This is a genomic window from Butyrivibrio fibrisolvens (assembly GCF_037113525.1).
GTDB classification, from domain to species: Bacteria; Bacillota; Clostridia; order Lachnospirales; family Lachnospiraceae; genus Butyrivibrio; species Butyrivibrio fibrisolvens.
This window is the reverse complement of the sequence record NZ_CP146963.1, coordinates 3,825,211-3,849,952: the sequence shown is the minus strand read 5'-3', so window position 1 is coordinate 3,849,952 and position 24,742 is coordinate 3,825,211. Positions and strand designations below refer to the sequence as shown.

Genomic DNA, 24,742 nt, shown 5'->3' with positions numbered 1-24,742 from the left:
ATAAAGAAATATATGTGAATTGTTGGAGAGTCACTATGCTATATGAAGGCAAGATAATTAAAAGAAGACCGCTAAAGAGAAGCATCTTTTTGGGATGCTCTATGTTTTTTGTGCTTCTTTGCCTGGTACTTAGCATTGTGACATATAGATCATATACAAGTTCCCTTTACAGATCCTATGAAGAAAGAATGTCAGATATCCTCAATTATGTTCAGAGTCACATTGATATTGAGGATCTTTCAGAATGCGTAGCTACAGGCGTTGAGTCTGAAAAATACGTTGAACTTGTTGATTTTATGGACGGTATCATGGAGGATTTCGACATACATTTTTTGTATATTGTATATCCTATCATGGACGAGAATCCTGCAATGCTGAATGTATTATCTGCTGATACCAAGTATGGCAGAATGTATGAGCCTGACGGGTATTATCTTTGCTCGATCTCCTATGATGACTATGCCCCTGAGGAGCTTAAGCTTTATTATGATGCCCTCCAGGAAAATGACGGAACGAACATCACATTTTTTAAGGACTTTAGTTCCTGGGGATATGATTATTCAGGAGTAAGAGCTCTCATTAATTCTAAAGGCGAGAAATATGCCCTTCTTTGTGTTGATATAGAAGTCTCAGAGCTTCTAAAGACTATCAGAAAATATACAACGATTAATATTGTTTTGATAATACTTCTGGCTATTCTCTTTATCATGGGTTTCCTCGTATGGCTTAACTATAATATTACTGAGCCTATAAGCAGGCTTGAAAAAAGCGTAGTAGAATTCGCCAACAATGCCCATGACCAAAAGGATCTGGACAAGCTCGTCTATTATGCTCCTGATATCCATACGCATAACGAGGTTGAATCCTTGTCTGATGCGGTAATAAGGATGTCAGATGACATGAGGGAATATGTTAAGCATGCTATTGATGCTGAAGTCAAGGTTGAAGACATGAAGAGTAAGGTTAGCCAGATGGATATGGTAGCCTACCAGGATGCACTTACGCATGTCAAGAATAAAGCGTTTTACGATAAGATCAAGGAAAGAGTTGATGATGAGATTAAGAAAGGCAAAGCAGAATTTGCTATTGTTATGCTGGATCTGAACAGGCTTAAGATAATCAATGATAATTATGGACATGAACACGGCAATGATTATATCTTTGGCGCGTGTCATGAAGTATGTGTTATTTACAGCCATTCTCCAGTATTTAGAATTGGCGGAGATGAGTTTGTAGTGCTCCTTGAAAAGGATGCCTTTAATGAGAAAGATGCATTGTTTGCAAAGCTCCGTGATACTTTTAATAAAGCATCACAAGATGAATCCAGAGAGCCATGGGAACGATATTCGGCAGCAGCAGGTATGGCTGTTTATGACAGTAAGACGGATAGCTGTATGGATGACGTATTTAAGAGGGCTGATGAACTTATGTATCATGACAAGCAGGAATCTAAGCTTGGCAGGAAATAAGCAGATGGATAGCCATAAGTATTATCAGAAATACTATATTTAAAAGGCTGAATACTACTATATATTTTCCCTTTTTACTTCCTTCGATCTGTCCGTAGAATTTGAATGAAATAAGGCTTGCCATTGAAGCAATAAGTGTTCCAAGGCCGCCGAGGTTGGTTCCGATAACTAAAAGCTTAATTTTGTCAGTCATTCCTGAAAGAAGTATGGCAGCAGGAACATTACTTATAAACTGACTGGAGACAATAGCTGTTATTACTTCACGCCCGTAGAGTATGCTTAAAAGAGCATCTTTAACAGGGCTTATTCTTTTTATATTCCCCACAAATATGAACAGGAAAGTAAATGTAAGAAGGAGAAAATAATCTGCATCCTTCAGTGTATTTTTGTCTATGACAAAAACGCCAAGTATAGTTGCGATAAGTACTGCCCAGTAAGGAAGCACGTGCACGACAACAAGAAGGCTGAGTACAAACAGGATAAGGTATCCTGTTATTATCTTTTTGGAAAAAGACTTTTTGGCTTCTCCATAACTGCTATCATCCGGCTTTGCTACAGTTTCATCAGATGATCCCTTTCCCTTTGGAAACATAACGATGCTGCAGATAACAAGTATGATAAGTGATGATAAGCTGTAAGGAAGCATCAGGCCTATAAAGCTTCCTATGCTCATTCCTGAAAGAGAATACAGGTACAGATTCTGCGGATTTCCTATAGGTGTCAGCATACTTCCGAGGTTTGCTGCAATCGTTTCAAGTACTATCAGCTTGATGGCAAAAGAGCTTTTCTTTTCCCCTTCAAGATCATCCATCATGCCTATGATCTCTATAGAAAAAGGCACGAAGCTTATAAGGGCAACGTCATTGGTTATGAACATACTAAAGAAAAAGCAAAGCAGGATAAGTACACCTGCAAGACCTCTTTTGGTTGTTGTGCGCTCAAGAAGTTTTTCTCCGATGTATTTAAATACATTTTCCTTACGAAGTCCTGCCATAACAAGCATTAGACAAAAGAGTATACTTAAGGTTCTAAAATCTATATAAGAAATATACTGGTCATCCGGGTGCACAAAAAAGGCACTTATTACTGCCAGAATCAGAGATATTATTGTAACAGGTTCTTTTTTTAGTAATTCTTTCATGATCAACCTCACAGGGAGCTGATCGAAAATCAACATCCCTTTTATTGAATCTTTCTGCTAAAAATATATAATAGTGATTGCAGGATTATCGGAGAAACACAGCAATCAGGTCGCTTATAGGTATAAAAAAATCATTGTGGCAGACCGAAAATAATAATACTACATTTAAGTTTGATGTTACAGAGGCAATCTTTGATCATTAAAAAAAGGGGTATTCTTATGAGCGTTATTTCATGTTCAGCGATCATTCTTGCAGGCGGAGTTGGTGCACGTATAAGTAGTACTGATATACCAAAGCAGTATATTGATATCTGTGGCAGGCCGCTTATCTCATATGTTTTAGATACGGTCATTTCTGACCCTGTGATCACAACCGTTGTTATCGTATGTGCGGATAGCTACAAAGACCTTGTAAGTGGCTGCTGCGGCGCTGCTATGCGCGATAGCGGAAGACATGGAGTTGAGATCAAATATGCTGCACCTGGTTTTAACAGGCAGATGTCTGTTTTGAACGGTCTTTTGAAACTGGAGAACTCAATAGGCGATGGTGATCTTGTAGCTGTAATTGATGCTGCAAGGCCTTGTATGACAAGGCAGATGCTTGATGCCTGTATAGAGGCGGCAGACGAAGCGGATGGAGCTATACCTGTTCTTAAGATGAGAGATACTGTTTATATGTCAGAGGATGGCAGACATCTGACTGATCTTCTTGAAAGATCAAAGGTACTTGCCGGTCAGGCTCCCGAAGTATTTAGATTTGGCAAATATCTTGCAGCCAACAAAAAGCTCACTCAGGCTCAGATGGATCATATTCACGGAAGCAGTGAACCTGCTATTATGGATGGCATGAAGATAGTTATGATCCCTGGGGATGAGAACAATTATAAAATTACTACAGATGCAGATCTTAGGCGGTTCAGGACTGATTGCGAGATGCGCCAGGAGATGTGATGTCATGACTTTTTGAGGTTATTATGGATTCATATTCAGATTTTGCGCTTGTATACGATACTTTTATGGATGAAACGCCCTACAGTGAATGGGCAGATTATATAAGCGAATTAATTAGTAAGTACGGTATTTCAAAACCGAAGAAATCCGGCCCGGTTTTAGAAAAAGAGGATTCTGATCAGGATTCTTCCAATAAAGATAATTCTAATGATGTTTCTGAAGAAGAGATGCTCTCTCAGGAACGTGATCTTATCGTTGAACTTGGCTGCGGCACAGGTTCTTTTGCCGAAGAGATGGCTTCAAGGGGCTATGACATCATGGGAATAGACAATTCCCAGCAGATGCTTCAGATAGCCATTAACAAAAAAGACAAGTCAGGCCACGATATCATGTATCTTGAACAGGACATGAGAGAGTTTGAGCTTTTCTGTACAGCAGGAACATTTCTAAGCGTCTGCGACAGCGTCAATTATTTGACGGAAGTCCAGGATGTTGTTAAAATGCTAAAGCTTGTAAATAATTACCTGTATCCGGACGGTATCATAATTTTTGATTTTAATACCCTTCACAAATACAGAGATGTCATCGGTGATACGACTATCGCAGAGGACAGAGAGGATTGTGCTTTTATATGGGATAACTGGTTCGACAGTGATACTTCTATTAATGAGTATGATCTTACTATCTTTGTCCATGAAGGTGATAACAGATACAGAAAATTCAACGAAACACACTTCCAAAGGGGCTATACGCTTGATGAGATGCTCTCTATAGTTAAAGAGTCCGGTATGGAATTTGTTAAGGCAATAGATGCTGATACCCATGAAGATCCGGATGAAGACAGCGAGAGGATCTATATTATTGCAAGGAAGAATTCTGAGAATAATACCAGGGTCATTGAAGAATGAATTGTGAGAATGACACTGGAATAATTGAAGGGTGACTTCTTAGAATAACACCAGAATTGAGGATTATAAATGAAAGTTAATGCAAGTTACAAAGATTATATGGTGCGTGCTACTGCTGCATCAGATCAGATAAGAGCTTTCGCAGTTACTTCAAGAGATCTTGTAGAGACTGCAAGAAAGCTTCACAACACAAGTCCTATAGCTACAGCAGCTCTTGGACGACTTATGTCAGGAACTCTTATGATGGGCTCCATGATGGAGAATGATAAGGATCTTATCACAGTTAAGATAGATGGCGACGGCCCTATGGGAGGACTTCTTGCTACAGCTGACAATAAGGGCCAGGTTAAGGGCTATGTTAATAACGGCCTTGTGATCCTTCCTCCAAACGAAGCAGGACACCTTAACGTAGGCGGCGCTATAGGAAAGGGATCATTTACCGTTATCCGCGATATGGGTATGAAGGATCCTTATGTTGGACAGGTTCCGATTTATACAGGTGAGATAGCAGAAGACTTTACCTACTATTTTGCCCAGTCACAGCAGACTCCTTCATCAGTCGGACTTGGCGTACTCATGAACAATGAAAATACAGTCAGAGAAGCAGGCGGATTTATAGTTCAGCTCATGCCTTTTGCTGATGAAGCTGTAATTTCTCATCTTGAAGAGAATCTTAGTAAGCTTAAGTCAGTTACAGATATCCTTAAAGAAGGTAAGACCCCTGAGCAGATGCTTGAGATAGTTCTTGAGGGCTTTGACATTAAATGGAACGGCACGATGCCTGTTGAGTGGCACTGCAACTGCTCCAAGGACCGTGTATCAAGAGGTCTCATCCTTCTTGGCAAAAAAGAACTTGAAGACATCATAAAAGATGGTAAGCCGATAGAGACTAAATGTCATTTTTGTGAGAAAAAATATAATTTCGATATAGAAGAACTTAAGAAGCTCTGTGAAGAAGCTAAATAAAATGCTTTACTTTTATATGAAAGGAATAGACATCATGGCAACTATTAATTTTACTAAAATGCAGGGTGCAGGTAACGATTATGTTTATATAGATGGGGCTAAGAATGTGATACCGGAGGCTATCAAGCCTGACGTTGTACGCAAACTTTCTGACCGCCATTTTGGTATCGGAGGCGACGGCGTAATTTTTATAAATCCCATAGAAGGCGCTGATTTTGAAATGGAGATGTACAACGCAGACGGTTCAAGAGCAGAGATGTGCGGTAATGGCATAAGATGCGTTGCCAAGTTTGTATATGATCATGGTATGACTGATAAGACTAAGGATCTTGCCATAAGCTCATTTGGAAGAAATAGATATCTTGATCTTACTGTTACTAATGGAAAAGTTTCTATGGTAAAGGTTAATATGGGAGCACCTATTCTTACACCATCCCAGATCCCGATGGATGAGAATAAGTTCCATGACAAAGACAAGATCGTAGATTATTGTATACCGATTGAAGACAGAAACTTCAGAATGACCTGTGTATCCATGGGCAATCCTCATGCAGTTGTCTTTGTTGGAGACAATGAGAACCTTAATTCTTTTCCTTTAGAAAAATATGGAAGAAAGTTCGAAAACCATCCTTACTTCCCACAGCGCACCAATACAGAGTTTGTACATGTAGATGACAGGAAGAATGTTCATATGCGTGTATGGGAAAGAGGTACAGGTGAAACCCTTGCCTGCGGAACAGGATGCTGTGCAACAGCTGTAGCATGTATTCTCAACGGTCTTACAGATGATGAGATCACAGTTCATGTTCTCGGCGGAGATATCATCTGCAGATGGGACAAAGAGAGCAATAACGTCTATATGACAGGTCCTGCAGTAACTGTTTTTGAAGGAAATGTTGAGATTTAAGTAATAATTCTAAAACGCGATAAAACGTGGTTTAGAACGTGATTATCCGATTTGTACATTGTTAAATTTTTACAAAATTTTTATCAAAATTATGGAAACTTTAAAGTGTCAAAAACCCTTGATTAGAAACTCATTATCAGTTACATTATAGAAGACGCTTATAGAAGAGAACCAAGGATTGATCACCATCGAGTACGGGTTGGGGAACCGGTATTAAGCGGTGCAATCAGTTTCAGGACCAGGGAGGTATGAATGTTTATATAATTACTGCATTTAATTTATTGAATGCGGTATCTATATATAAGTTGCATGGCAGCATGTAATGAACGACGTTTAAAGACCTGAAATACTGACTTACATCACGGGCAATGGTGTTGATCTATAAGTTTGGAAGGAGCACTTGCGACAGGGAGTTGCAAGATGCTTCTTTTTTTGTCAAAATCTATTTAAGAGTTTGAAGTTATTTGAACTTGAACTATCGTATGTTTATCCCACATCTATAGAAACGAGGACGCTTGCATGCGTATTCTGTATTATGTATGGAATGAGTTTACAGGTGAAGATACGAGAGCGGTTATGCGTGAGCTTGGTCATGATGTAGAAGAATTACGCTACCCCTGGAATCGTATGGACGTGGACGATGGCTTTGACAATGTTCTTGAGAACTGTCTTAGGATGAAGAAGAATGGAAAGGCTGTTGACTGCGTATTTACCTGGAATTTTTTTCCTATAATATCAAGAGTATGTCATAGACTACATGTGCCCTATATATCATGGATCTTTGATTCGCCACATTTTCCTCTGGCATCGAAAGAAGTTAGTAATAAAGAAAATAGAATCTATCTTTTTGACAGGGGGCTTGTAGATCTGTATAAGAGCCTTGGGATTGAGACTGTTCACTATAGTCCGCTTGCAGTTAATGGAGTAAGACTTAAAGCTATTTCAGATTCGCTTATGGACTATCCTTGCTATGAACATGATGTAACTTTCTTGGGTAATCTTTACGATAATGAATATAACTTTTATGATTACACCAAAGAATATCTTCCTAAAGATCTCAGGATTTTTTTTGAAGATATAATGGAAAAACAGCGGCAAACTTTTGTAGAAGACTTTATTCTGGATGAGAACATTGTTTCAAGGGAAAAGATACAAGAGTTAAATGAGTATATGAAATTTAGCCTTTCTAAGGAATCTTATGATTTTGACGAGGATATACTTATAAGGGATATTCTTAAAAAGAAGGTAACGCAGGATGAAAGACGTTTTTTATTAGAAGAGCTTGGACAGAAGTTTAAACTTGACCTTTATACCAAAGCTGATGGGCCTACGCTGCGTTATGTCCGTGATCTTGGACAGGCTGATTATATGGTCCGTATGCCGCATGTATTTAATAGAAGTAAGATCAATCTAAACTTTATGATGAGGTCTATAAGGACAGGAATGTCGCTTAGGGTTCTTGATGTAATGGGCGTAGGCGGTTTTCTTCTTTCGACTTATAGAAGTGAACTTGAAGAGTACTTCACAGACGGACAGGAACTTGTTATAGTACGTGACAGGGATGAACTTGAATCTAAGATAGAATACTTTCTTGAACATGAGGATGAACGCAGAGAAATAGCCCGTCTTGGACAACAGAAGGTTCTGGAGAGCTTTGATTATAGGAAGTTATTACCGGGTATTCTGCAAATTACAGGATAGTTTCTGATTTTTGGTAATAATTTATGTATCTTTATACATTTTGTTGAAATGTTTGGACAATATTTATGGTTGCCTCTGTCACTTTAGTGTGATAGAATATCTTTCATGGACGTACAAATGTCCGCGTGGTGCGAACGTTTTTTCTTAAATACTCCATCAATATCCATTGTTTTTGCTGATGGTTGTGACATGAGGATGATCATGAAAGAACATTCAGGTTATTACATTGTTCAAAGACAGGCTATACCAGAAGTACTTATAAAGGTAGTTGAAGCCAAGAAGCTTCTCGAATCTGGCAGGGTACGCACAGTTAATGAGGCAGTTGCCCAGGTAGATATCAGCAGAAGCTCTTTTTACAAATATAAAGATGATATCTATGAATTCCACGATTCACTTTCCGGATCGACATTCACACTTACATTTCAGGTAGATGATGAGCCGGGACTGTTATCAGATGTCCTTGGTATCATTGCAAAGTCAGGCGCTAATATTCTTACTATTCATCAGTCTATACCGATTGACGGAGTTGCATCTTTGTCCATAAGTCTTCAGGTGATCGATGAAGGAGTGAGCGTAACAGATCTTTCATCAGCAATCGGTGAAAGGACTGGAGTTCATAAAGTTCAGATAAGTGGCCGTGGAAGCGGCGTCTCTTAAAGGGACATATATTTTTAGTATTAGATGTTTTTTTATGATAAATGTTCAGCATTCGTGAGCATCTTACATAATTTTTGAATAATTATACGTGCTTTGCACGTGGAGTAAAAGGGAGGCAATATGGCCAAGGCAGCAGTATTAGGTTATGGAACAGTTGGAAGCGGTGTAGTTGAAGTCCTTGATACCAACAGCGCAGAAGTTGAAAAGAGCGCCGGTGAGAAGATTGAAGTCAAGTATATCCTTGATCTTCGCGATTTCCCTGGTGATAAGCATGAAAAGCAGATTGTTCATGATATTGAAGTTATATTAAATGATCCTGAAATTGACGTAATATGCGAGACCATGGGCGGACTTGAGCCTGCTTTTACTTTTGAAAAGAGAGCTTTGGAAAAGGGAATCAGTGTCTGCACATCCAATAAAGAGCTTGTTGCAGTTCACGGACCTGAACTTGTAAAGATCGCTAAAGAACATAACTGTTCATATTTATTTGAAGCATCTGTTGGCGGCGGTATTCCTGTTCTTCGTACACTTAACACTTCCCTTAAGCACGAGAAGATAGATTCTATCACAGGTATCCTTAACGGTACTACTAATTATATACTTACTAAGATGGACAGAGAGAAGATCGGATTTGCTACTGTCTTAAAAGAAGCACAGGACAAGGGCTATGCTGAGCGTAAGCCTGAAGCTGATATTGAAGGTTATGATGCATGCCGTAAGACAGCAATACTTGCTTCACTTATGTCAGGCCAGTATGTGAAATACGAAGATATCGAGACAGAAGGTATCACCAAGATCACTCAGGAAGATTTTGCATATGCAAGAAGCCTTGGAATGTCAATTAAGCTTCTTGGCATGATCAAGAAGAACAACTCAGGATTTTTTACCATGGTATCACCATTCCTTATACCATCAGAGAATCCGCTTGCATTTGTAAATGATGTATTTAATGCTATAGTAGTTCATGGCAATATGCTTGGAAGCACTATGTATTACGGCAAGGGCGCTGGTAAAGAAGCTACTGCTTCAGCTGTTGTAGCGGACCTTATCGACCTTGTGATCCACAAAGGAAGTCACATGGATGTGAACCTTACAGATGCACCTGCACAGCTTTCTGATAATGGAAGCTACGTTCACAGATTTTTTGTAAGAGTAGATGAAAATAGTGAAGAGCAGGCCAGAGAGCTTTTTGGTTCTGAGATAGAGGTTGTAGAGAGCAAGGAAGTATTTGGCGAATTTGCTTTCGTTACAGATCTTATTTCAGAAAAAGATTTTAAGGCAAAGTATTCACAGCTCGAGAAACCTAAGGGATTCCTTAGAGAGCTTTAAGGAGAGGCATATAAAATGAAAAAGGTAGTAAAGTTCGGCGGAAGCTCACTTGCAAGCGCCGCACAGTTTGAGAAGGTTGGTAAGATCATAAGAAGTGATGAGGGCAGAAGATATGTAATTCCTTCAGCTCCCGGCAAAAGAAATTCAGGCGACAAGAAAGTTACAGATATGCTTTATGCTTGCTATGCACTTGCAGAAGCAGGCAAGAACTTTGAAGCACAGCTTGCTGATATAAAGGCTCGTTATGACGAGATCATCACAGGTCTTAAGCTTGATTTTTCACTCTCAGAAGATTTCAAGGAAATAGAGAAGCGGTTCAAAGATAAAGCCGGAAAAGAATACGCCGCATCAAGAGGTGAATTCCTTAACGGTAAGATCATGGCACAGTATCTGGGATATACCTTCGTTGATCCTGCAACAGTTGTTTGTTTTACTAAAAACGGCGACTTTGATGCAGAAAAGACTAACGAAAAGATGTCTGCAAAACTTGCTAAAACAGAAAAAGCAGTTATCCCCGGATTCTTTGGAGCAAAGCCTGATGGAAGTATCAAGACTTTCTCAAGAGGCGGATCTGATATCACAGGTTCTATCGTAGCTCGTGCAGTAAAGGCTGATGTATACGAGAACTGGACAGACGTAAGCGGCTTCATGATCGCAGATCCCCGCATTATCAATAAGCCACAGTCTATCGAGATCATTACATATACAGAACTTCGAGAGCTTGCTTACATGGGTGCATCAGTACTCCATGAAGATTCAATCTTCCCTGTACGTAAGGAAGGTATTCCGATCAATATCAGAAATACCAACAAGCCTGAAGATGAAGGAACATGGATCGTTGAATCTACAGCAAGAAAGTCCAAATATACCATCACAGGTATTGCCGGTAAAAAAGGTTTCTGCTGCGTGAACATATCCAAGGATATGATGAACTCAGAGATCGGTTTTGTAAGAAAAGTTCTTCAGGCATTTGAAGATCATGATATTTCTATCGAGCATGTTCCGTCAGGAATCGATACTATGACAGTATTTGTTCACGAAGATGATTTTATTAGCAAGGAACAGGCAGTTGTAAGTGAGATCCACAGACTTGCAAAGCCTGATATGCTTGAGATAGAATCTGACCTTGGCCTTATAGCAGTCGTTGGTAGAGGCATGAAGTCCACAAGAGGTACTGCAGGAAGAATCTTCTCCGCTCTTGCACATGCTAATGTTAACGTAAGAATGATCGATCAGGGCTCATCTGAGCTTAATATCATCATCGGTGTTGAAAACAGAGACTTCGAAAAAGCCATCAGCGCTATTTACGATATCTTTGTGGAAACACAATTATAAATGCACATAGAAGTACATCCCTGTACTTCTGAACATGTGCTAGTTACATCCTGTAACCCGCACATAGAAGTACATCCCTGTACTTCTGAACATGTGCTGGTTATGTCCTATAACCCCTCTCTTTTGTTAAGAACAATTTGATAGGTTGTTTCTTATATGCTTATTCCAAAAATGGCACCTTGCATTTGCAAGGTGCCATTTTTAGTAAAAAGCTTATTCTGTAGCTGTGTAGGTGTACATATATTCAAGGAACTTAAGTGCTTCCTGTGTATGACTTGAATTACCTATGATGCCGAATACAGGAACTGTTCCTGCAAAGGTCTGTGTTTCCTGCATGAAAGCTGTATCTGTAAGAACGATTCCTACAGGCATAGGATCTTCCATAGTAGAAGGATCAGGAAGTACGAAATTGTCTGCGGTAACTATTGAACTTGGAGATGATATTCCAAGCATGTAGCTTATCTCCTGATCAGAAACTGTAGCATCACTTGTGGCATCATCCAAATCATCAGCTGCGCTTTCTTCCAAAGATGCATCTGAAGAACTTTCATAAGAGCCGTCCATAATAGCATCGATTATTGCCTTGTCTACGTAATAGATATATCCTTCGTATTTGGAGAGCTCTTCTTCAGACATAAGGGTTCGCAGATCTGTCATGTAGTCGTTTCTTGCATACTGCTCAAATACTGACTGATCGGTAACTATAACATCAAGATCACCTGCAGCTGTGATCGCCATGATCCTTTCCTGGGTTGATACATCGTAGCTGTTGTACTCGCCTGTACTTAATGTTACGTTGGTATCTATCAGAACATCGTAACTTGTCGTATCAATTCCTGCATAGTTTGCAAAATCTTCTCCGATCACATCACTGTCCGGATGCAGCGTTGAGTTTATCATCATTGCATAGAATCCATATGGAAGATTTGATAACATATCTCTTATAAGAAAAAAAGTAAAAAGACCTACAAAAACTACTACGACTGTATGAATCTTGTAGTAATCCCAAAAGTAGGCCATCATTGCCTTAAAGCCCTTCTTTCTGACTTTCTTGTGCTGTTTTTTAATATCATCCCAAACTGCCATAAATAAACCTTCAATTTCCTTCAAATTTAGATAGGGCTTAAGAAGCCCTTAGGTCATAATAAATAAATTAAAGCTATTGGTCAATTAAAAAAATATGAAATTACCGGAGTAATATTATAAAAAAATGAATTTACGTATGTATCATTGAAAATATATGAAAAAATTGAAGGATAAGCCGGATATTTACAATTTTTATACAAAATTTATCAATGAGAGAATATATCGAGTTGAAAAAGCTTGCAAGTTTCGCTAAAGTAATATATCATTACTGTCAAATATTTTTTGAACAGATGGTAAAATTTTTAATATACTGCGATCGGAGATGTTACTATGAACGAACTTGATTATGTTGAATGTATGGTGAAGAGAAAGACAAAACCTCTTTTTGTATTTCTGAAGTATTTATGCATTTTTCTTGCTGTTATCTGCGCATTTGGCTTTATGCTTTTAGGATTTCAGATCATTGGTACTATCGTTACACTTGCATTTACCGTATTCTTTGGCTTTATGGCTTATCTTTGCAACCTTAACGCTAATATTGAATATGAGTACCAGTACTGCGACAGAGAAGTTACTGTTGATAAGATCCTTAACAAGAACAGTCGTAAGCGTGTAGGTAAGTTTGAAACAGAGCGTATGGAGGCTTTTGGTCCCATCAACTCTTATCATCTTGACGAATATAAGAACAAGAACTATCAGGTTCTCGATTTCTCTGATGGTGAAGTTCACCAGCCTGATACAAGATATGCTTTTTATTATGATGGACGTCAGAAGCTCATCATGAACCCCGATGAAAAGCTGGTTGCTGCTGTATATCAGGTAGCACCTCGTAAGACATTTAAAGACTGATTACTATTTTGATGCAGGCGCAGAGTATATTTGGCACCTGCATCGTTCTTAATATAGGTAACAATAAAAGTTAATATATATGAATTAGGAGAAAAAAATGGGCAAAATTATCGGTGAAGGAATTACTTTTGATGACGTATTACTCGTACCTCAGTACTCTCAGGTCATCCCAAATCAGGTTCAGCTTGGAACACAGCTTACTAAAAAAATCCATCTCAACATCCCTATGATGAGTGCTGGTATGGATACTGTTACAGAACATGATATGGCGATCGCTATGGCTCGTCAGGGTGGTATCGGTATCATCCACAAGAACATGTCAATCGAACAGCAGGCTGAAGAAGTTGATAAGGTTAAAAGATCTGAAAACGGTGTAATTACTGATCCGTTCTCACTTTCTCCGGAACATACACTTGCAGATGCAGATTCACTTATGGCTAAGTTCAAGATCTCAGGTGTTCCGATCACAGAAGGCAAGAAGCTTGTTGGTATCATCACAAACCGTGACCTTAAGTTCGAAACAGATTACAGCCGTAAGATCAAGGAAGTTATGACTTCTGAAAATCTTGTTACAGCTCCGGCTGGAACAACTCTTGAAGAAGCTAAGAAGATTCTTGGACAGTCCAAGAAAGAGAAGCTTCCTCTTGTTGATGAGAACTTCAACCTTGTAGGTCTTATCACTATCAAAGATATTGAGAAAGCAGTTAAGTATCCTCTTGCTGCAAAAGACAGTCAGGGAAGACTTGTATGCGGCGCCGGCGTTGGTATCACAGCTAACGTTCTTGACAGAGTTCAGGCTCTTGTTGACGCTAAAGTTGACGTTGTAGTTCTTGACTCAGCCCATGGTCATTCAGAAAACGTTCTTAACTGTCTTCGCATGATCAAGGAGAGATTCCCTGATCTTGATGTTATCGCAGGTAACGTTGCAACAGCTAAAGCTACAAGAGATCTTATTGAAGCAGGAGCTGATGCAGTTAAGGTTGGTATCGGACCCGGATCTATCTGTACAACACGAGTTGTAGCAGGTATCGGTGTTCCTCAGGTTACTGCAGTTATGGAATGCTATTCAGTAGCAAAAGAGTATGGAGTTCCGATCATCGCTGATGGTGGTATCAAGTTCTCAGGTGATATCACAAAAGCTATCGCAGCAGGTGGTAGCGTAGTAATGATGGGTTCAATGTTTGCAGGATGTGATGAAGCTCCAGGCGCAACAGAACTTTTCCAGGGTCGTAAATATAAGGTTTACAGAGGAATGGGTTCTATCGCAGCTATGGAGAACGGCTCTAAAGACCGTTACTTCCAGGAAGGCGCCAAGAAGCTTGTTCCTGAAGGTGTTGAAGGACGTGTTGCTTACAAGGGAATGCTTGAAGATACAGTATTCCAGCTTATCGGTGGTCTTCGTTCAGGTATGGGCTATTGCGGATGCAATACGATAAAAGAGCTTCAGGAGAATGCTCAGTTTGTTAAGATCACATCTGCAGCACTTCGTGAGAGCCATCCACATGATATTCATATCACCAAGGAAGCTCCTAACTATTCAGTAGATGATAATTGATCATTAAGAAAATAGGTAGAATTATTTTAAGATGCCATGGCAACTAATGCTGTGGCATCTTTTTTGTAACTTTTTTCCAGGTTTTCTTTAGATATCTTTATTTTGAGGGAAAATTCTAGTTTTGGTATATATTTACAATACCGATAACTATTTTCATATCATTTCAAACATGTTATCATTAATAAAAGTATGCACAGGTATAAAGTTAATTGACATATATGGCGAAATATACTAGTAGAAGAGGAGCGGGTAAACGCGAATCGGTATTATCTATATCGTTTCGTTCCAGAGTTCATTCAAACTCAGTTAAAGGAGTGTACGACTATGTCATTACTTTCAGGACTTGAGAAATTTGGTCTAGGTAACCTTAAGAGTGAGAAGATCTTCGACAAAGAAGAAACCAAGGTCGAGGAAGAACCAAAAGAAAAGCCCAAGACAGTATCTGTTGGTCAGGAGCTTCCTGAGGAAAAAACACTTGTTTTTGAAAAGAAATACGATTGTCCTGTTTGCGAGACAAGCTTTACTTCGCTTACAGTCAGAACCGGTAAGGTTCATGTTAAGGAGCAGGAAATAGATCTTCATCCTATCTATGATCTTATGGATGAGATCAAATATGATATAGTTGCATGCCCATCCTGCGGATATGCAGCCCTTGCCAGATACTTTGAATCTATAACCAAGAGGCAGAAGGATGCTGTCCGTGAAAAGATCTGCATGAACTATAAGCCTATTAAGAACAAATATGAAATTTATACTTATGATGATGCTCTTGAGCGTTATCAGCTTGCTCTTGCCAATGCTATCGTTAAGGACGCCAAAGCATCAGAGAAGGCATATCTGTGCCTTAGGTATGCATGGCTTATAAGACAGATGCTTAGAGATCCTGTAACGATGGCTCTTCCTCATTATAGTGAAGAGCGTCAAAAGGAAATGCAGGGAGAAGAAAAAGAGCTTTTAAAGAATGCTCTTGACGGCTTTGTAACTGCAAAGCAAAGTGAGTCATTCCCTATTGCAGGTATGAATACCATTACACTTGATTATCTTCTTGCAGCTCTTTATATGGAAAATGAAGAATATTCACAGTCTCTTAAACTTATCGGAGAGATTCTTGTGTCCAGATCCGCAAGTAATCATACTAAAGAAAAGGCACGTGACCTTAAGGATATGATCGAAGAAAAGCAGAAGGGATAAATAAAAAGTATTCAATAGTATAAGTTTTAATTAAATACAAATAATATAAAAGGCATCCGCTTTCGCGGATGCCTTTTTGGTCTCTGTGTTTAAGTTGTGAACCAGATTTCTATACTTAGAAAACTGGTTCCATGCAGGTAGGAGTATTATTTCTCATCATCGAAGAATTCTTCTGTTTCTGAATCGTCATCCTTTTCTTCTTTAGCGGCTTCACTGGAAGCACGATCAAGGTTGACATATCCGCGTTCATCTGATGAGCTGTCATCAATATCGGCATCATCAAAATCATCGAAATCATCAAAATCATCATCTTCGAGATCATCATCGAATTCACTGTTCTTCTTGTTGAGGTAATAGTAAATACCTGCAGCGGCTGCAGCTGTCGCAGCACAAAACATAACAAACTTACCGAAACCGTGTGATTTAGACATTGTAAGCCACCTTCCTGTGCCATCCGGCACATTAACTAATTTCTACACGTGATTTTATTTTAATACATTTTGAGCGAATCGAAAAGAGGAAATATCCTACCAAATTAACAGATTTGTGGCATAATGGTTATATAATTAATATTTTTGGGAGAGAGAAGGCATGGACGATAAGTTTTTTGACCTGAAAAAAGAGAAACAGGACAGAATACTAAATGGGGCACTTAAGATATTTGCTTTGAATGGTTATAAGAATGGGAGTACAGATGTAATAGTAAAGGAAGCAGGAATAAGCAAAGGACTTCTTTTCCACTATTTTGGTACTAAGCAGGAATTATACCGCTTTCTTCATGATTATAGTATTCGTTTTCTGCAGCTCGAAATAAGGAGTAATGTATCTGCAACGGAGACTGATTATTTTACGATCTGGCGCCAGATCCTTGCTTCCGAGGAATCTATCATGGAACAGTATCCATATATGATAGCCTTTTTGGAATCTGCAGAGACAGAAACAGATCCTGATACGTTTGATCCGGAAGAAGGCAGAAAGAAATGTCGTGATGTATATGCTGCTGCGACAGGGAATGCAGATCTTGTACATATTAATCCGGATGTAGATATTAAAGCCATAGAGGATATGCTTCATTTTACAAGGAACAATGTCCAGAGAAGACTAATGTTCAAAGAAATGATGGATGCCGGAATATATGTTCAGCAGGTATCTCATTATTTTGAGATGATGGCTAAACTTACATACATTTAATGCCGAAAAGTTAATAGTGAGACTATTATCCGAAAACCATCTGTGGTGAAAGGAGCGGCCATGAGTAAAATTGTCATAGCAGGTATAACTCAGTTTGAAACAGTCATTAAGGTGGACAAAATTCCATTTGATGTTGAAAAACAGCTGCATGATGCGCCGGTTCATGTTGGAGGTGGCGGAGATTCTATGAATGAAGCCTTTGCTCTTACTACACTTGGCGATACAGTTTATTTTATGTCTGTTGTCGGGCAGGATCAGAATGTAGAAGTATTTAATCCGCCTGATTTCAAAGTCCATATTAATACTGATTATATACTCCCTGTTATAAAAGCCACTCCTTCCGAGATCATATTCTTTGATGATGATCAGCATCAGCTTATTTTCCAGGATCTGAAAGATGTCAGAGAAGCTAAGTATGACATGTCCATGGTCAGACCGATCATGGCAGAAGCTGATTGTCTTCTTGTTTCTAATGCGAATTTCTGTAGACCATTTGTTCATTATGCTCTTTCTGCCGGCAAGAAGATTGCGCTTAATATGCGCGCTTATTCTAAGGAAAAAGAGAAGTATAATCTGGACTTTTTGCAAAACTCTGACATTATCTATTTAAGTGATGATAACGTAGAAGGCGATCCATATGAATTTATCGATGATTTTGCAAGACGTTTTGATCCTGAGATAATCATTCTTGGTCAGGGCAAGACCGGCCTTATTCTTTATGACAGGGATTGTCACATTAAGCTTCATTATAATTCAGTCAAGACAAACGAAGTTGTCAATTCACTTGGTGCAGGTAATGCACTCATTTCTGCTTTTATTCACTACTACCTTGAAACTAAAGACAGTGTTAATGCTATAAAGAACGGACTTTTATATGCATCCTATAAGACAGGATTTATGAGAACCTGTGAAGGCTTCCTTACTCCGGAACAGGTTGAGCAGTGGCGTGATCTTATATGGAAAACGCAGTCTATTACTGATATTTATGGCATTGATATCCCCGAAAACTGATATGGGGATAAAAAGATAATTGCAATTGCTTTTGTATGGTGATATATTATTTTAGAAAACGTTTTCCAAGAAGAATGTAAATTATTGATCAAGGGGGCATAAAATGTCTAAAGAGACTGTTAAAGTAAGAAGAAGCGGAGTGCTGCTTCCGGTTTCAAGTATTCCTTCACCATACGGTATTGGTACCTTTGGAAAAGAAGCTAAAAAGTTTATTGATTTTCTGAGCAAAGCCGGTCAGAGCTACTGGCAGATTCTTCCGCTTGGTCCTACAAGCTATGGAGATTCACCATACCAGTCTTTTTCTACATTTGCAGGAAATCCATATTTTATTGATATAGATACTCTTATAGAAAAAGGATTCCTGACCAAAGAAGACATCAAAGGGTTTGATTTTGGTAAAGATGCTTCTAAAGTTGATTATGAGAAGTTATATAAAGGACGCTTTAAGGTTCTTGAGAAGGCATATAGAAACAGCGGCCTTTCAGCAAAGAGTTCAAAGAACGCAGATCCTTCATATGTAAAGCAGTTCGCAGCATTCATTAAAAAGAATGCATGGTGGCTTGATGATTATGCTCTTTTCATGGCACTCAAAAATGTTCATGATGGTCAGAGCTTTAGCAAGTGGCCTGATAATGAGCGCTTAAGAGATAAGGCTACTTTAGAAAAGTGCATGGATAAATATGACGATGAGATAAATTTCTATCGTTTCCTTCAGTTTGAGTTTGCTATTCAGTGGGCAGATGTTAAGGAATATGCTCATGAATGCGATGTTGAGATAATAGGAGATATCCCGATCTACGTTGCATATGACAGTGCAGATACTTGGGCTAATCCGGAACTCTTCCAGTTTGATAAGGACAATGTTCCGCTTGGAGTTGCAGGATGTCCTCCGGATTCTTTCAGCGCAACAGGACAGCTTTGGGGTAATCCTCTTTACAACTGGCCTTACCACAAGAAGACAGGCTATGAGTGGTGGATGAAGAGAATCAGTCACTGCTTTGAGCTGTATGATGTAGTTAGAATCGACCACTTCAGAGGCTTTGATGAATACTATTCAATTCCTTACGGAGATCCTACAGCTGAGTTCGGACATTGGGAGAAGGGACCCGGATACGATCTTTTCAAGACTATGAAAGACAAATTCGGTGACAGTTTAAGAGTTATCGCAGAGGATCTTGGATTCCTTACACCATCAGTACTTAAGCTTGTTCAGAGAACAGGCTTCCCTGGAATGAAGGTACTTCAGTTTGCATTTGATTCTAGAGAGGAAAGTGATTACCTTCCTCACAACTATCCTCATAACTGTATCGTTTATACAGGAACTCATGATAATGAGACAACAAGAGGCTGGTTTGAAACATGCAATTCCAAGGACAGAGCTTTTGCCAAGAAGTATCTTGATATTCATACAAGAAAAGACATTGCATGGATATTCATAAGAAGTGCAATGGCATCAGTTGCTGATACATGTATCATTCCTATGCAGGATTATCTGAACCTTGATGACAGTGCAAGGATCAATATCCCTTCAACACTTGGCGGTAACTGGGAGTGGAGAATGGATGAAAAGGCATGCACAGGGGAACTTGCAAAGCGCATGTATGATATGACAAAGCTTTATGGAAGAATCTGATGACGTAAGGGTCAAAAGTCATTTCGATTCGAGCTTGCTCGAAATCGAATATGAATTTATGACCCTCAAAACATGAGCAAAGTAGCACGTAGTGCGGATTTGCGAATGTTTTAGGATTGTGAGAGTTTCGAAGAAACGGAACAATCCGTTAGTCATAAGGTGTCAAAAGGAACTTTTGACACCTACCTCATCTGATAACAGATCGTTTAAGGGTAAAAGATATATGCTGAATTTGCATATATTAAAAAAATAGAAGGTATGAGTTAATATAAGGTTCACAGGCATGATAAAAAGCAATATAATTTATCCTGTCTGTGAATTTTTTGTTTGTTTTCTACTTGACTGAAAAGATCTTGAGAGCGGTTTTTGAGAGTAGGAGTCTTTAATATTTAGAAGGTGAACTTATTATGGGTATGGAAATTGAAAAAAAGTATACAGTAAAAAACTTACCGGATGATCTTGGAAAATATGAGTATCATCTTATTGAACAGGGATATCTTAATGTACATCCTGCTATAAGGGTAAGGCAGGAAGATGATCATTATTATATGACCTATAAGGGGGCAGCCGGAGTAGTTGCCAAAGAAGAATACAATATGGAGCTTGATGAAGCTTCTTATAAGCATATGCTTAAGAAGGCGGATGGTAATATCATCACCAAAAAAAGATATCTTGTTCCTATTAATGAAGATGCCTTTACTAAAGAGTATCTTGAAATGCATGCTGATGATGCCAGGGCTCTTGAAGATGGAAAGATAAAGATAGAGCTTGACGTATTTGAAGGATTTTTTGAGGGTCTTATCATAGCAGAAGTTGAATTTCCGTCTCTTGAAGCTTCGGACAATTATCATCCTGCATCCTGGTTTGAAAAAGAGGTCACAGGGCAGAAAGAATACAGCAATGCTCAGCTTACAACACTTGATAAATTTGTTGTGGAAAAAACTTGACACATATGATATAATTCGTAAATGGCTGTGTTTATGTTTATTATGCACATATTTTTAAGGAGGATTTTTTCATAAAATGAGCGTACAGGTAGAAAAATTAGAGAAGAGCATGGCGAAGCTTACTATCGAAGTTCCTGCAGAAGAACTCGAGAAGGCTATTCAGAATGCTTATAATAAGGATAAAAACAAGATCCAGCTTCCTGGATTCCGTAAGGGTAAAGCTCCTCGTAAGATGATCGAGCGTATGTACGGCGTAGGTGTTTTCTATGAAGATGCTGCTAACGAGCTTATCAACAATGAGTATCCTAAGGCTGCTGATGAGTGCGGCGAGTCAATCGTATCTAACCCTAAGATCGAGGTAGTTCAGATCGAGTCTGGTAAGCCTTTCATCTTCACAGCAGAAGTTGCTCTTAAGCCACCGGTTGGCCTTGGAAAGTACAAGGGAATCAAGGTTTCTAAGCAGGATACAGAAGTTACAGACGCTGATATCGATGCAGAGATCAAGGCTGAGCTTAACAAGAACGCAAGAGTTGTTGATGTTACAGATCGCGCTGTAAAGATGGACGACCAGATTACACTTGATTTCGAAGGATTTGTTGATGACAAGGCTTTCGAAGGTGGTAAGGGAACAGATTATCCTCTTACAATAGGTTCAGGTTCATTCATTCCTGGTTTCGAAGATCAGCTCGTTGGCGCTGAGATCGGCAAGGAAGTTGAAGTTAACGTTACTTTCCCTGAAGAGTATCAGGAGAAGTCACTTGCAGGTAAGGCTGCTGTATTCAAATGCACAGTAAAGGGCATCAAAGAGAAACAGCTTCCTGAATTAAACGATGAGTTCGCATCAAACGTTTCTGAGTTCGAGACACTTGCTGAGTACAAGGAAAGTGTTAAGAAGAAACTTGAAGATAGAAAGAATGCTGAAGCTAAGGCTAAGAAGGAAGACGAGGCTGTAAAGGCTCTTATCGATGATTCAGAGATCGAGCTTCCTGAAGCTATGGTTGAGACTCAGCAGAGACAGATCGTTAACGATTTTGCTCAGAGAATGCAGTATCAGGGTCTCACAATGGAGCAGTATCTCCAGTACACAGGTACAACAGCTGAGAAGATGCTTGAGCAGGTAAGACCTCAGGCTGAAGAGAGAATCAAGAGCCGTCTTGTTCTTGAGGAAGTTGCTAAGGCTGAGAACATCGAAGTTTCTGATGACGAAGTTAATGCTGAGCTTCAGAAGATGGCTGATCAGTATCAGATGGAAGTTGAGAAGGTTAAGGAAATCCTTGGTGAGAGCCAGCTTAAGACTCTTCGTGAGGACCTTGCTGTTTCTAAGGCTGCAGAGTTCATCGTTGAGAACGCTAAAGAGTCTGCTGCAAGAAAGACAACAAAGAAAGCTGCTGAGAAGGCTGATGATGCTGATGATGCTGAAGCTGCTACAGAAGAAAAGCCAAAGAGAACAAGAAAAACAACAAAGAAGGCTGATGATGCTGAAGCTGCTACAGAAGAGAAGCCAAAGAGAACAAGAAAGACAACAAAGAAGACAGAAGAATAATTCTTTGATTTCTTTTGAGTTTTATAACGTAAAATATATTTAAACATAAGATTATCCTCCATAAGTAGACTTCTGTATTAAATAAATCTGCTTATGGAGGTGATTTTGTATCTGTGGTTTTATCTTTTGATGAGATCCCATCTGCACGAAAAGCAAGAAAAACGATCGATATTAAGGTAAAGTTGTAGTTACAAACTGTCGATATATTTATTGGCTTTATGCTACTTGCGTAAATCGAAAAAGCAGTAACTGTCTATGTTTTTTATCGTCAGTTATAGGTTTCGATTATTACGATTTTATAGTTATTTCATTGATTTACCCCCTGGGAAAGCGTAAACTTATATTGTAATGCTGTTTATTACAATGATTTATAACTATCCGACATTAAAAGATTGGAGGACAATTAAAAATGAGTTTAATTCCTTATGTCATTGAACAGACAAGCCGTGGAGAACGTTCATATGATATATATTCACGTTTGCTTGAAGATCGTATTATCTTCCTTGGTGAAGAAGTAAATGCTACATCTGCAAGCGTAATTGTAGCACAGCTCTTATTCCTTGAAGCAGAAGATCCTTCTAAGGATATTCATCTTTATATCAATAGCCCCGGTGGTGAGATCACATCCGGTATGGCTATTTATGACACAATGCAGTACATCAAGTGTGATGTATCTACTATCTGCATAGGTATGGCAGCAAGTATGGGTGCATTCCTTCTTGCAGGCGGTGCTAAGGGCAAGCGTCTTGCACTTCCTAACGCAGAGATCATGATCCACCAGCCACTTGGCGGAACTCAGGGTCAGGCTACAGAGATTGAGATCGCTGCTAAGCACATCTTAAAGACTCGTGAGAAGATGAACAGGATCATGGCAGAGAATACAGGCAGACCATTCGAAGAAGTTGCAGCTGCAACTGAGCGTGATAACTGGATGACTGCTGAAGAAGCACTTAAGTTTGGTCTTATCGATTCTGTTGTTACAGCAAGATCACAGTCTGGTGAAGATAAGGACAAGAAAGATAAAAAATAATTCTAACTTATAAGGAGTAAGAATGGCAGGTAAAATTTCCGGAGAAATCAGATGCTCTTTTTGCAATAAGACACAGGACCAGGTCAAGAAGCTTATAGCTGGACCTGCAGGTGTATATATTTGTGATGAGTGCGTTGAGATATGCTCAGATATAATTGAAGAGGAATTTGAAGAGGAACCTGAAGAGGCTATTGATCATAATATCAATCTCTTAAAGCCTGTTGAGATCAAAGAATTCCTTGATGAGTATGTTATCGGTCAGGAAGATGCCAAGAAGGTTCTTGCTGTATCCGTATACAACCACTATAAGAGGGTCACAAGCCCCAGAAATTCTGTTGATGATGTAGAACTTCAAAAGAGTAATATCTGCATGATCGGACCTACCGGTTCTGGTAAGACATATCTTGCACAGACACTTGCAAAGATCATAAATGTACCTTTTGCAATTGCTGATGCTACAACTCTTACTGAGGCTGGTTATGTCGGAGAAGATGTTGAGAATATTCTTCTCAAACTGATCCAGGCAGCTGATTATGATATTGAGCGTGCTCAGTACGGTATTATCTACATTGATGAGATAGACAAGATCAGTAAGAAGGGCGAGAATGTATCTATCACCAGAGATGTATCAGGTGAAGGCGTTCAGCAGGCACTTCTTAAGATCATAGAAGGTACAGTTGCAAGCGTTCCTCCTCAGGGCGGACGTAAGCATCCTCATCAGGAAGTAATTCAGATCGATACAAGCAACATCCTCTTTATTTGTGGTGGTGCTTTTGATGGACTTGAGAAGATCATTGAAGCCAGAATCGATCATAAGTCAATCGGATTCAATGCTGAGATCCTTGATAAGTCAGAACGTGAGATCGGTCAGGTGCTTGAGCATGTAACACCTCAGGATCTTGTAAAGTTCGGTCTTATTCCTGAGTTCGTAGGTCGTGTTCCGATCACAGTAACTCTTGAAGGACTTACAGAAGAGTCTCTGGTACGTATCCTCAAGGAGCCTAGAAACGCTCTGGTTAAGCAGTATCAGAAGCTTTTCGGACTTGATGATGTACAGCTTACATTTGAAGATGATGCCATCATGAAGATCGCATCTATGGCTCATGAAAGAGCTACCGGTGCCCGTGGTCTTCGTTCCATTATGGAAAAGGCTATGATGGATGTAATGTACAAGATTCCATCAGATGAAAATGTAGAAGAGTGCATTGTCACTAAGGCTGCAGTTGAAGGCGAAAGCCAGCCGCTTCTTGTTTATAAAGACCAGAAGAGACTTAAGACTGCAAAATAAAATGACTGATGATACAGGCAGGAGTAATAAGCTCCTGCCTGTTTTGAGGATAAC

At 39.3% G+C, this 24,742-nt stretch carries 22 protein-coding genes; 19 read left to right on the top strand and 3 right to left on the bottom strand.

Annotated elements, in window-relative coordinates:
- Window positions 1–35 precede the first annotated feature (35 nt).
- Window positions 36–1,469, top strand: a complete 1,434-nt coding sequence (locus tag WAA20_RS16180; RefSeq protein ID WP_073390150.1) for a GGDEF domain-containing protein — start codon at window positions 36–38, stop codon at window positions 1,467–1,469.
- Here the strand turns inward: WAA20_RS16180 and WAA20_RS16175 are convergent.
- Window positions 1,450–2,610, bottom strand: coding sequence for an SLC13 family permease (locus tag WAA20_RS16175; RefSeq protein ID WP_081373981.1), 1,161 nt, complete (start codon window positions 2,608–2,610; stop codon window positions 1,450–1,452). The genes WAA20_RS16180 and WAA20_RS16175 overlap by 20 nt on opposite strands.
- Before the next feature lie 219 nt (window positions 2,611–2,829).
- Here WAA20_RS16175 and WAA20_RS16170 point away from each other — a divergent pair, with 219 nt between their 5' ends.
- From WAA20_RS16170 to WAA20_RS16135, 8 genes are all read left to right on the top strand, one after another.
- Entirely contained in the window at window positions 2,830–3,561 is a 732-nt protein-coding gene (locus tag WAA20_RS16170) for an IspD/TarI family cytidylyltransferase (protein WP_073390153.1), read from the top strand.
- Between the two features lie 23 nt (window positions 3,562–3,584).
- The gene (locus WAA20_RS16165) at window positions 3,585–4,469 is read left to right on the top strand and encodes a class I SAM-dependent methyltransferase (RefSeq protein ID WP_073390154.1); all 885 of its coding nucleotides are present in this window, start codon (window positions 3,585–3,587) and stop codon (window positions 4,467–4,469) included.
- A 69-nt stretch (window positions 4,470–4,538) separates the two neighbouring features.
- Window positions 4,539–5,435 carry an Hsp33 family molecular chaperone HslO gene (hslO, locus tag WAA20_RS16160; RefSeq protein ID WP_073390156.1) on the top strand — a complete coding sequence of 299 codons (897 nt, stop codon included), beginning with the start codon at window positions 4,539–4,541 and terminating at the stop codon, window positions 5,433–5,435.
- A gap of 43 nt (window positions 5,436–5,478) precedes the next feature.
- Window positions 5,479–6,342 carry a diaminopimelate epimerase gene (gene dapF / locus WAA20_RS16155; RefSeq protein ID WP_073390177.1) on the top strand — a complete coding sequence of 288 codons (864 nt, stop codon included), beginning with the start codon at window positions 5,479–5,481 and terminating at the stop codon, window positions 6,340–6,342.
- Between the two features lie 519 nt (window positions 6,343–6,861).
- Window positions 6,862–8,043 carry a glycosyltransferase gene (locus WAA20_RS16150; RefSeq protein WP_073390158.1) on the top strand — a complete coding sequence of 394 codons (1,182 nt, stop codon included), beginning with the start codon at window positions 6,862–6,864 and terminating at the stop codon, window positions 8,041–8,043.
- 201 nt (window positions 8,044–8,244) lie between these two features.
- Window positions 8,245–8,700 (top strand): ACT domain-containing protein, encoded by a 456-nt coding sequence (locus WAA20_RS16145; protein WP_073390159.1) that lies wholly within the window; start codon window positions 8,245–8,247, stop codon window positions 8,698–8,700.
- 120 nt (window positions 8,701–8,820) lie between these two features.
- Entirely contained in the window at window positions 8,821–10,029 is a 1,209-nt protein-coding gene (locus WAA20_RS16140) for a homoserine dehydrogenase (RefSeq protein WP_073390161.1), read from the top strand.
- 15 nt (window positions 10,030–10,044) lie between these two features.
- On the top strand, window positions 10,045–11,364 hold the full coding sequence (locus WAA20_RS16135) for an aspartate kinase (RefSeq protein WP_073390162.1): 1,320 nt from the start codon (window positions 10,045–10,047) through the stop codon (window positions 11,362–11,364).
- 213 nt (window positions 11,365–11,577) lie between these two features.
- On the opposite strand, the gene WAA20_RS16130 is transcribed toward WAA20_RS16135, so the two are convergent.
- A complete protein-coding gene (locus WAA20_RS16130) occupies window positions 11,578–12,450 on the bottom strand; it encodes a hypothetical protein (protein ID WP_073390164.1) in 873 nt (290 codons plus the stop codon).
- Window positions 12,451–12,780: 330 nt separating this feature from the next.
- On the opposite strand from WAA20_RS16130, the gene WAA20_RS16125 reads away from it, so the two are divergent.
- From WAA20_RS16125 to WAA20_RS16115, 3 genes are all read left to right on the top strand, one after another.
- On the top strand, window positions 12,781–13,299 hold the full coding sequence (locus WAA20_RS16125) for a DUF6106 family protein (RefSeq protein WP_073390166.1): 519 nt from the start codon (window positions 12,781–12,783) through the stop codon (window positions 13,297–13,299).
- A 97-nt stretch (window positions 13,300–13,396) separates the two neighbouring features.
- Window positions 13,397–14,854, top strand: a complete 1,458-nt coding sequence (gene guaB / locus WAA20_RS16120; protein WP_073390167.1) for an IMP dehydrogenase — start codon at window positions 13,397–13,399, stop codon at window positions 14,852–14,854.
- Between the two features lie 324 nt (window positions 14,855–15,178).
- A complete protein-coding gene (locus WAA20_RS16115) occupies window positions 15,179–16,045 on the top strand; it encodes a DUF2225 domain-containing protein (protein WP_073390169.1) in 867 nt (288 codons plus the stop codon).
- Window positions 16,046–16,191: 146 nt separating this feature from the next.
- Here the strand turns inward: WAA20_RS16115 and WAA20_RS16110 are convergent, their stop codons facing one another.
- Window positions 16,192–16,476, bottom strand: a complete 285-nt coding sequence (locus WAA20_RS16110; protein WP_073390170.1) for a hypothetical protein — start codon at window positions 16,474–16,476, stop codon at window positions 16,192–16,194.
- A 160-nt stretch (window positions 16,477–16,636) separates the two neighbouring features.
- On the opposite strand from WAA20_RS16110, the gene WAA20_RS16105 reads away from it, so the two are divergent.
- The 7 genes from WAA20_RS16105 to clpX all read left to right on the top strand — a co-directional run bounded on the left by WAA20_RS16105 (window position 16,637) and on the right by clpX (window position 24,688).
- A complete protein-coding gene (locus tag WAA20_RS16105) occupies window positions 16,637–17,236 on the top strand; it encodes a TetR/AcrR family transcriptional regulator (protein WP_073390172.1) in 600 nt (199 codons plus the stop codon).
- A 60-nt stretch (window positions 17,237–17,296) separates the two neighbouring features.
- Window positions 17,297–18,247 (top strand): carbohydrate kinase family protein, encoded by a 951-nt coding sequence (locus WAA20_RS16100; protein ID WP_073390174.1) that lies wholly within the window; start codon window positions 17,297–17,299, stop codon window positions 18,245–18,247.
- 103 nt (window positions 18,248–18,350) lie between these two features.
- Window positions 18,351–19,880: a 4-alpha-glucanotransferase gene (malQ, locus tag WAA20_RS16095; RefSeq protein ID WP_073390175.1), complete on the top strand. Its 1,530-nt coding sequence runs from the start codon at window positions 18,351–18,353 to the stop codon at window positions 19,878–19,880.
- A gap of 407 nt (window positions 19,881–20,287) precedes the next feature.
- Window positions 20,288–20,827 (top strand): CYTH domain-containing protein, encoded by a 540-nt coding sequence (locus WAA20_RS16090; RefSeq protein WP_330393681.1) that lies wholly within the window; start codon window positions 20,288–20,290, stop codon window positions 20,825–20,827.
- A gap of 76 nt (window positions 20,828–20,903) precedes the next feature.
- The gene (tig, locus tag WAA20_RS16085; protein ID WP_073390293.1) at window positions 20,904–22,370 is read left to right on the top strand and encodes a trigger factor; all 1,467 of its coding nucleotides are present in this window, start codon (window positions 20,904–20,906) and stop codon (window positions 22,368–22,370) included.
- Window positions 22,371–22,779: 409 nt separating this feature from the next.
- Entirely contained in the window at window positions 22,780–23,400 is a 621-nt protein-coding gene (gene clpP / locus WAA20_RS16080; protein WP_073390291.1) for an ATP-dependent Clp endopeptidase proteolytic subunit ClpP, read from the top strand.
- 22 nt (window positions 23,401–23,422) lie between these two features.
- Complete coding sequence (gene clpX, locus WAA20_RS16075; RefSeq protein WP_073390290.1) at window positions 23,423–24,688, top strand: ATP-dependent Clp protease ATP-binding subunit ClpX; 1,266 nt, start codon at window positions 23,423–23,425, stop codon at window positions 24,686–24,688.
- The last annotated feature ends 54 nt before the right edge of the window (window positions 24,689–24,742 follow it).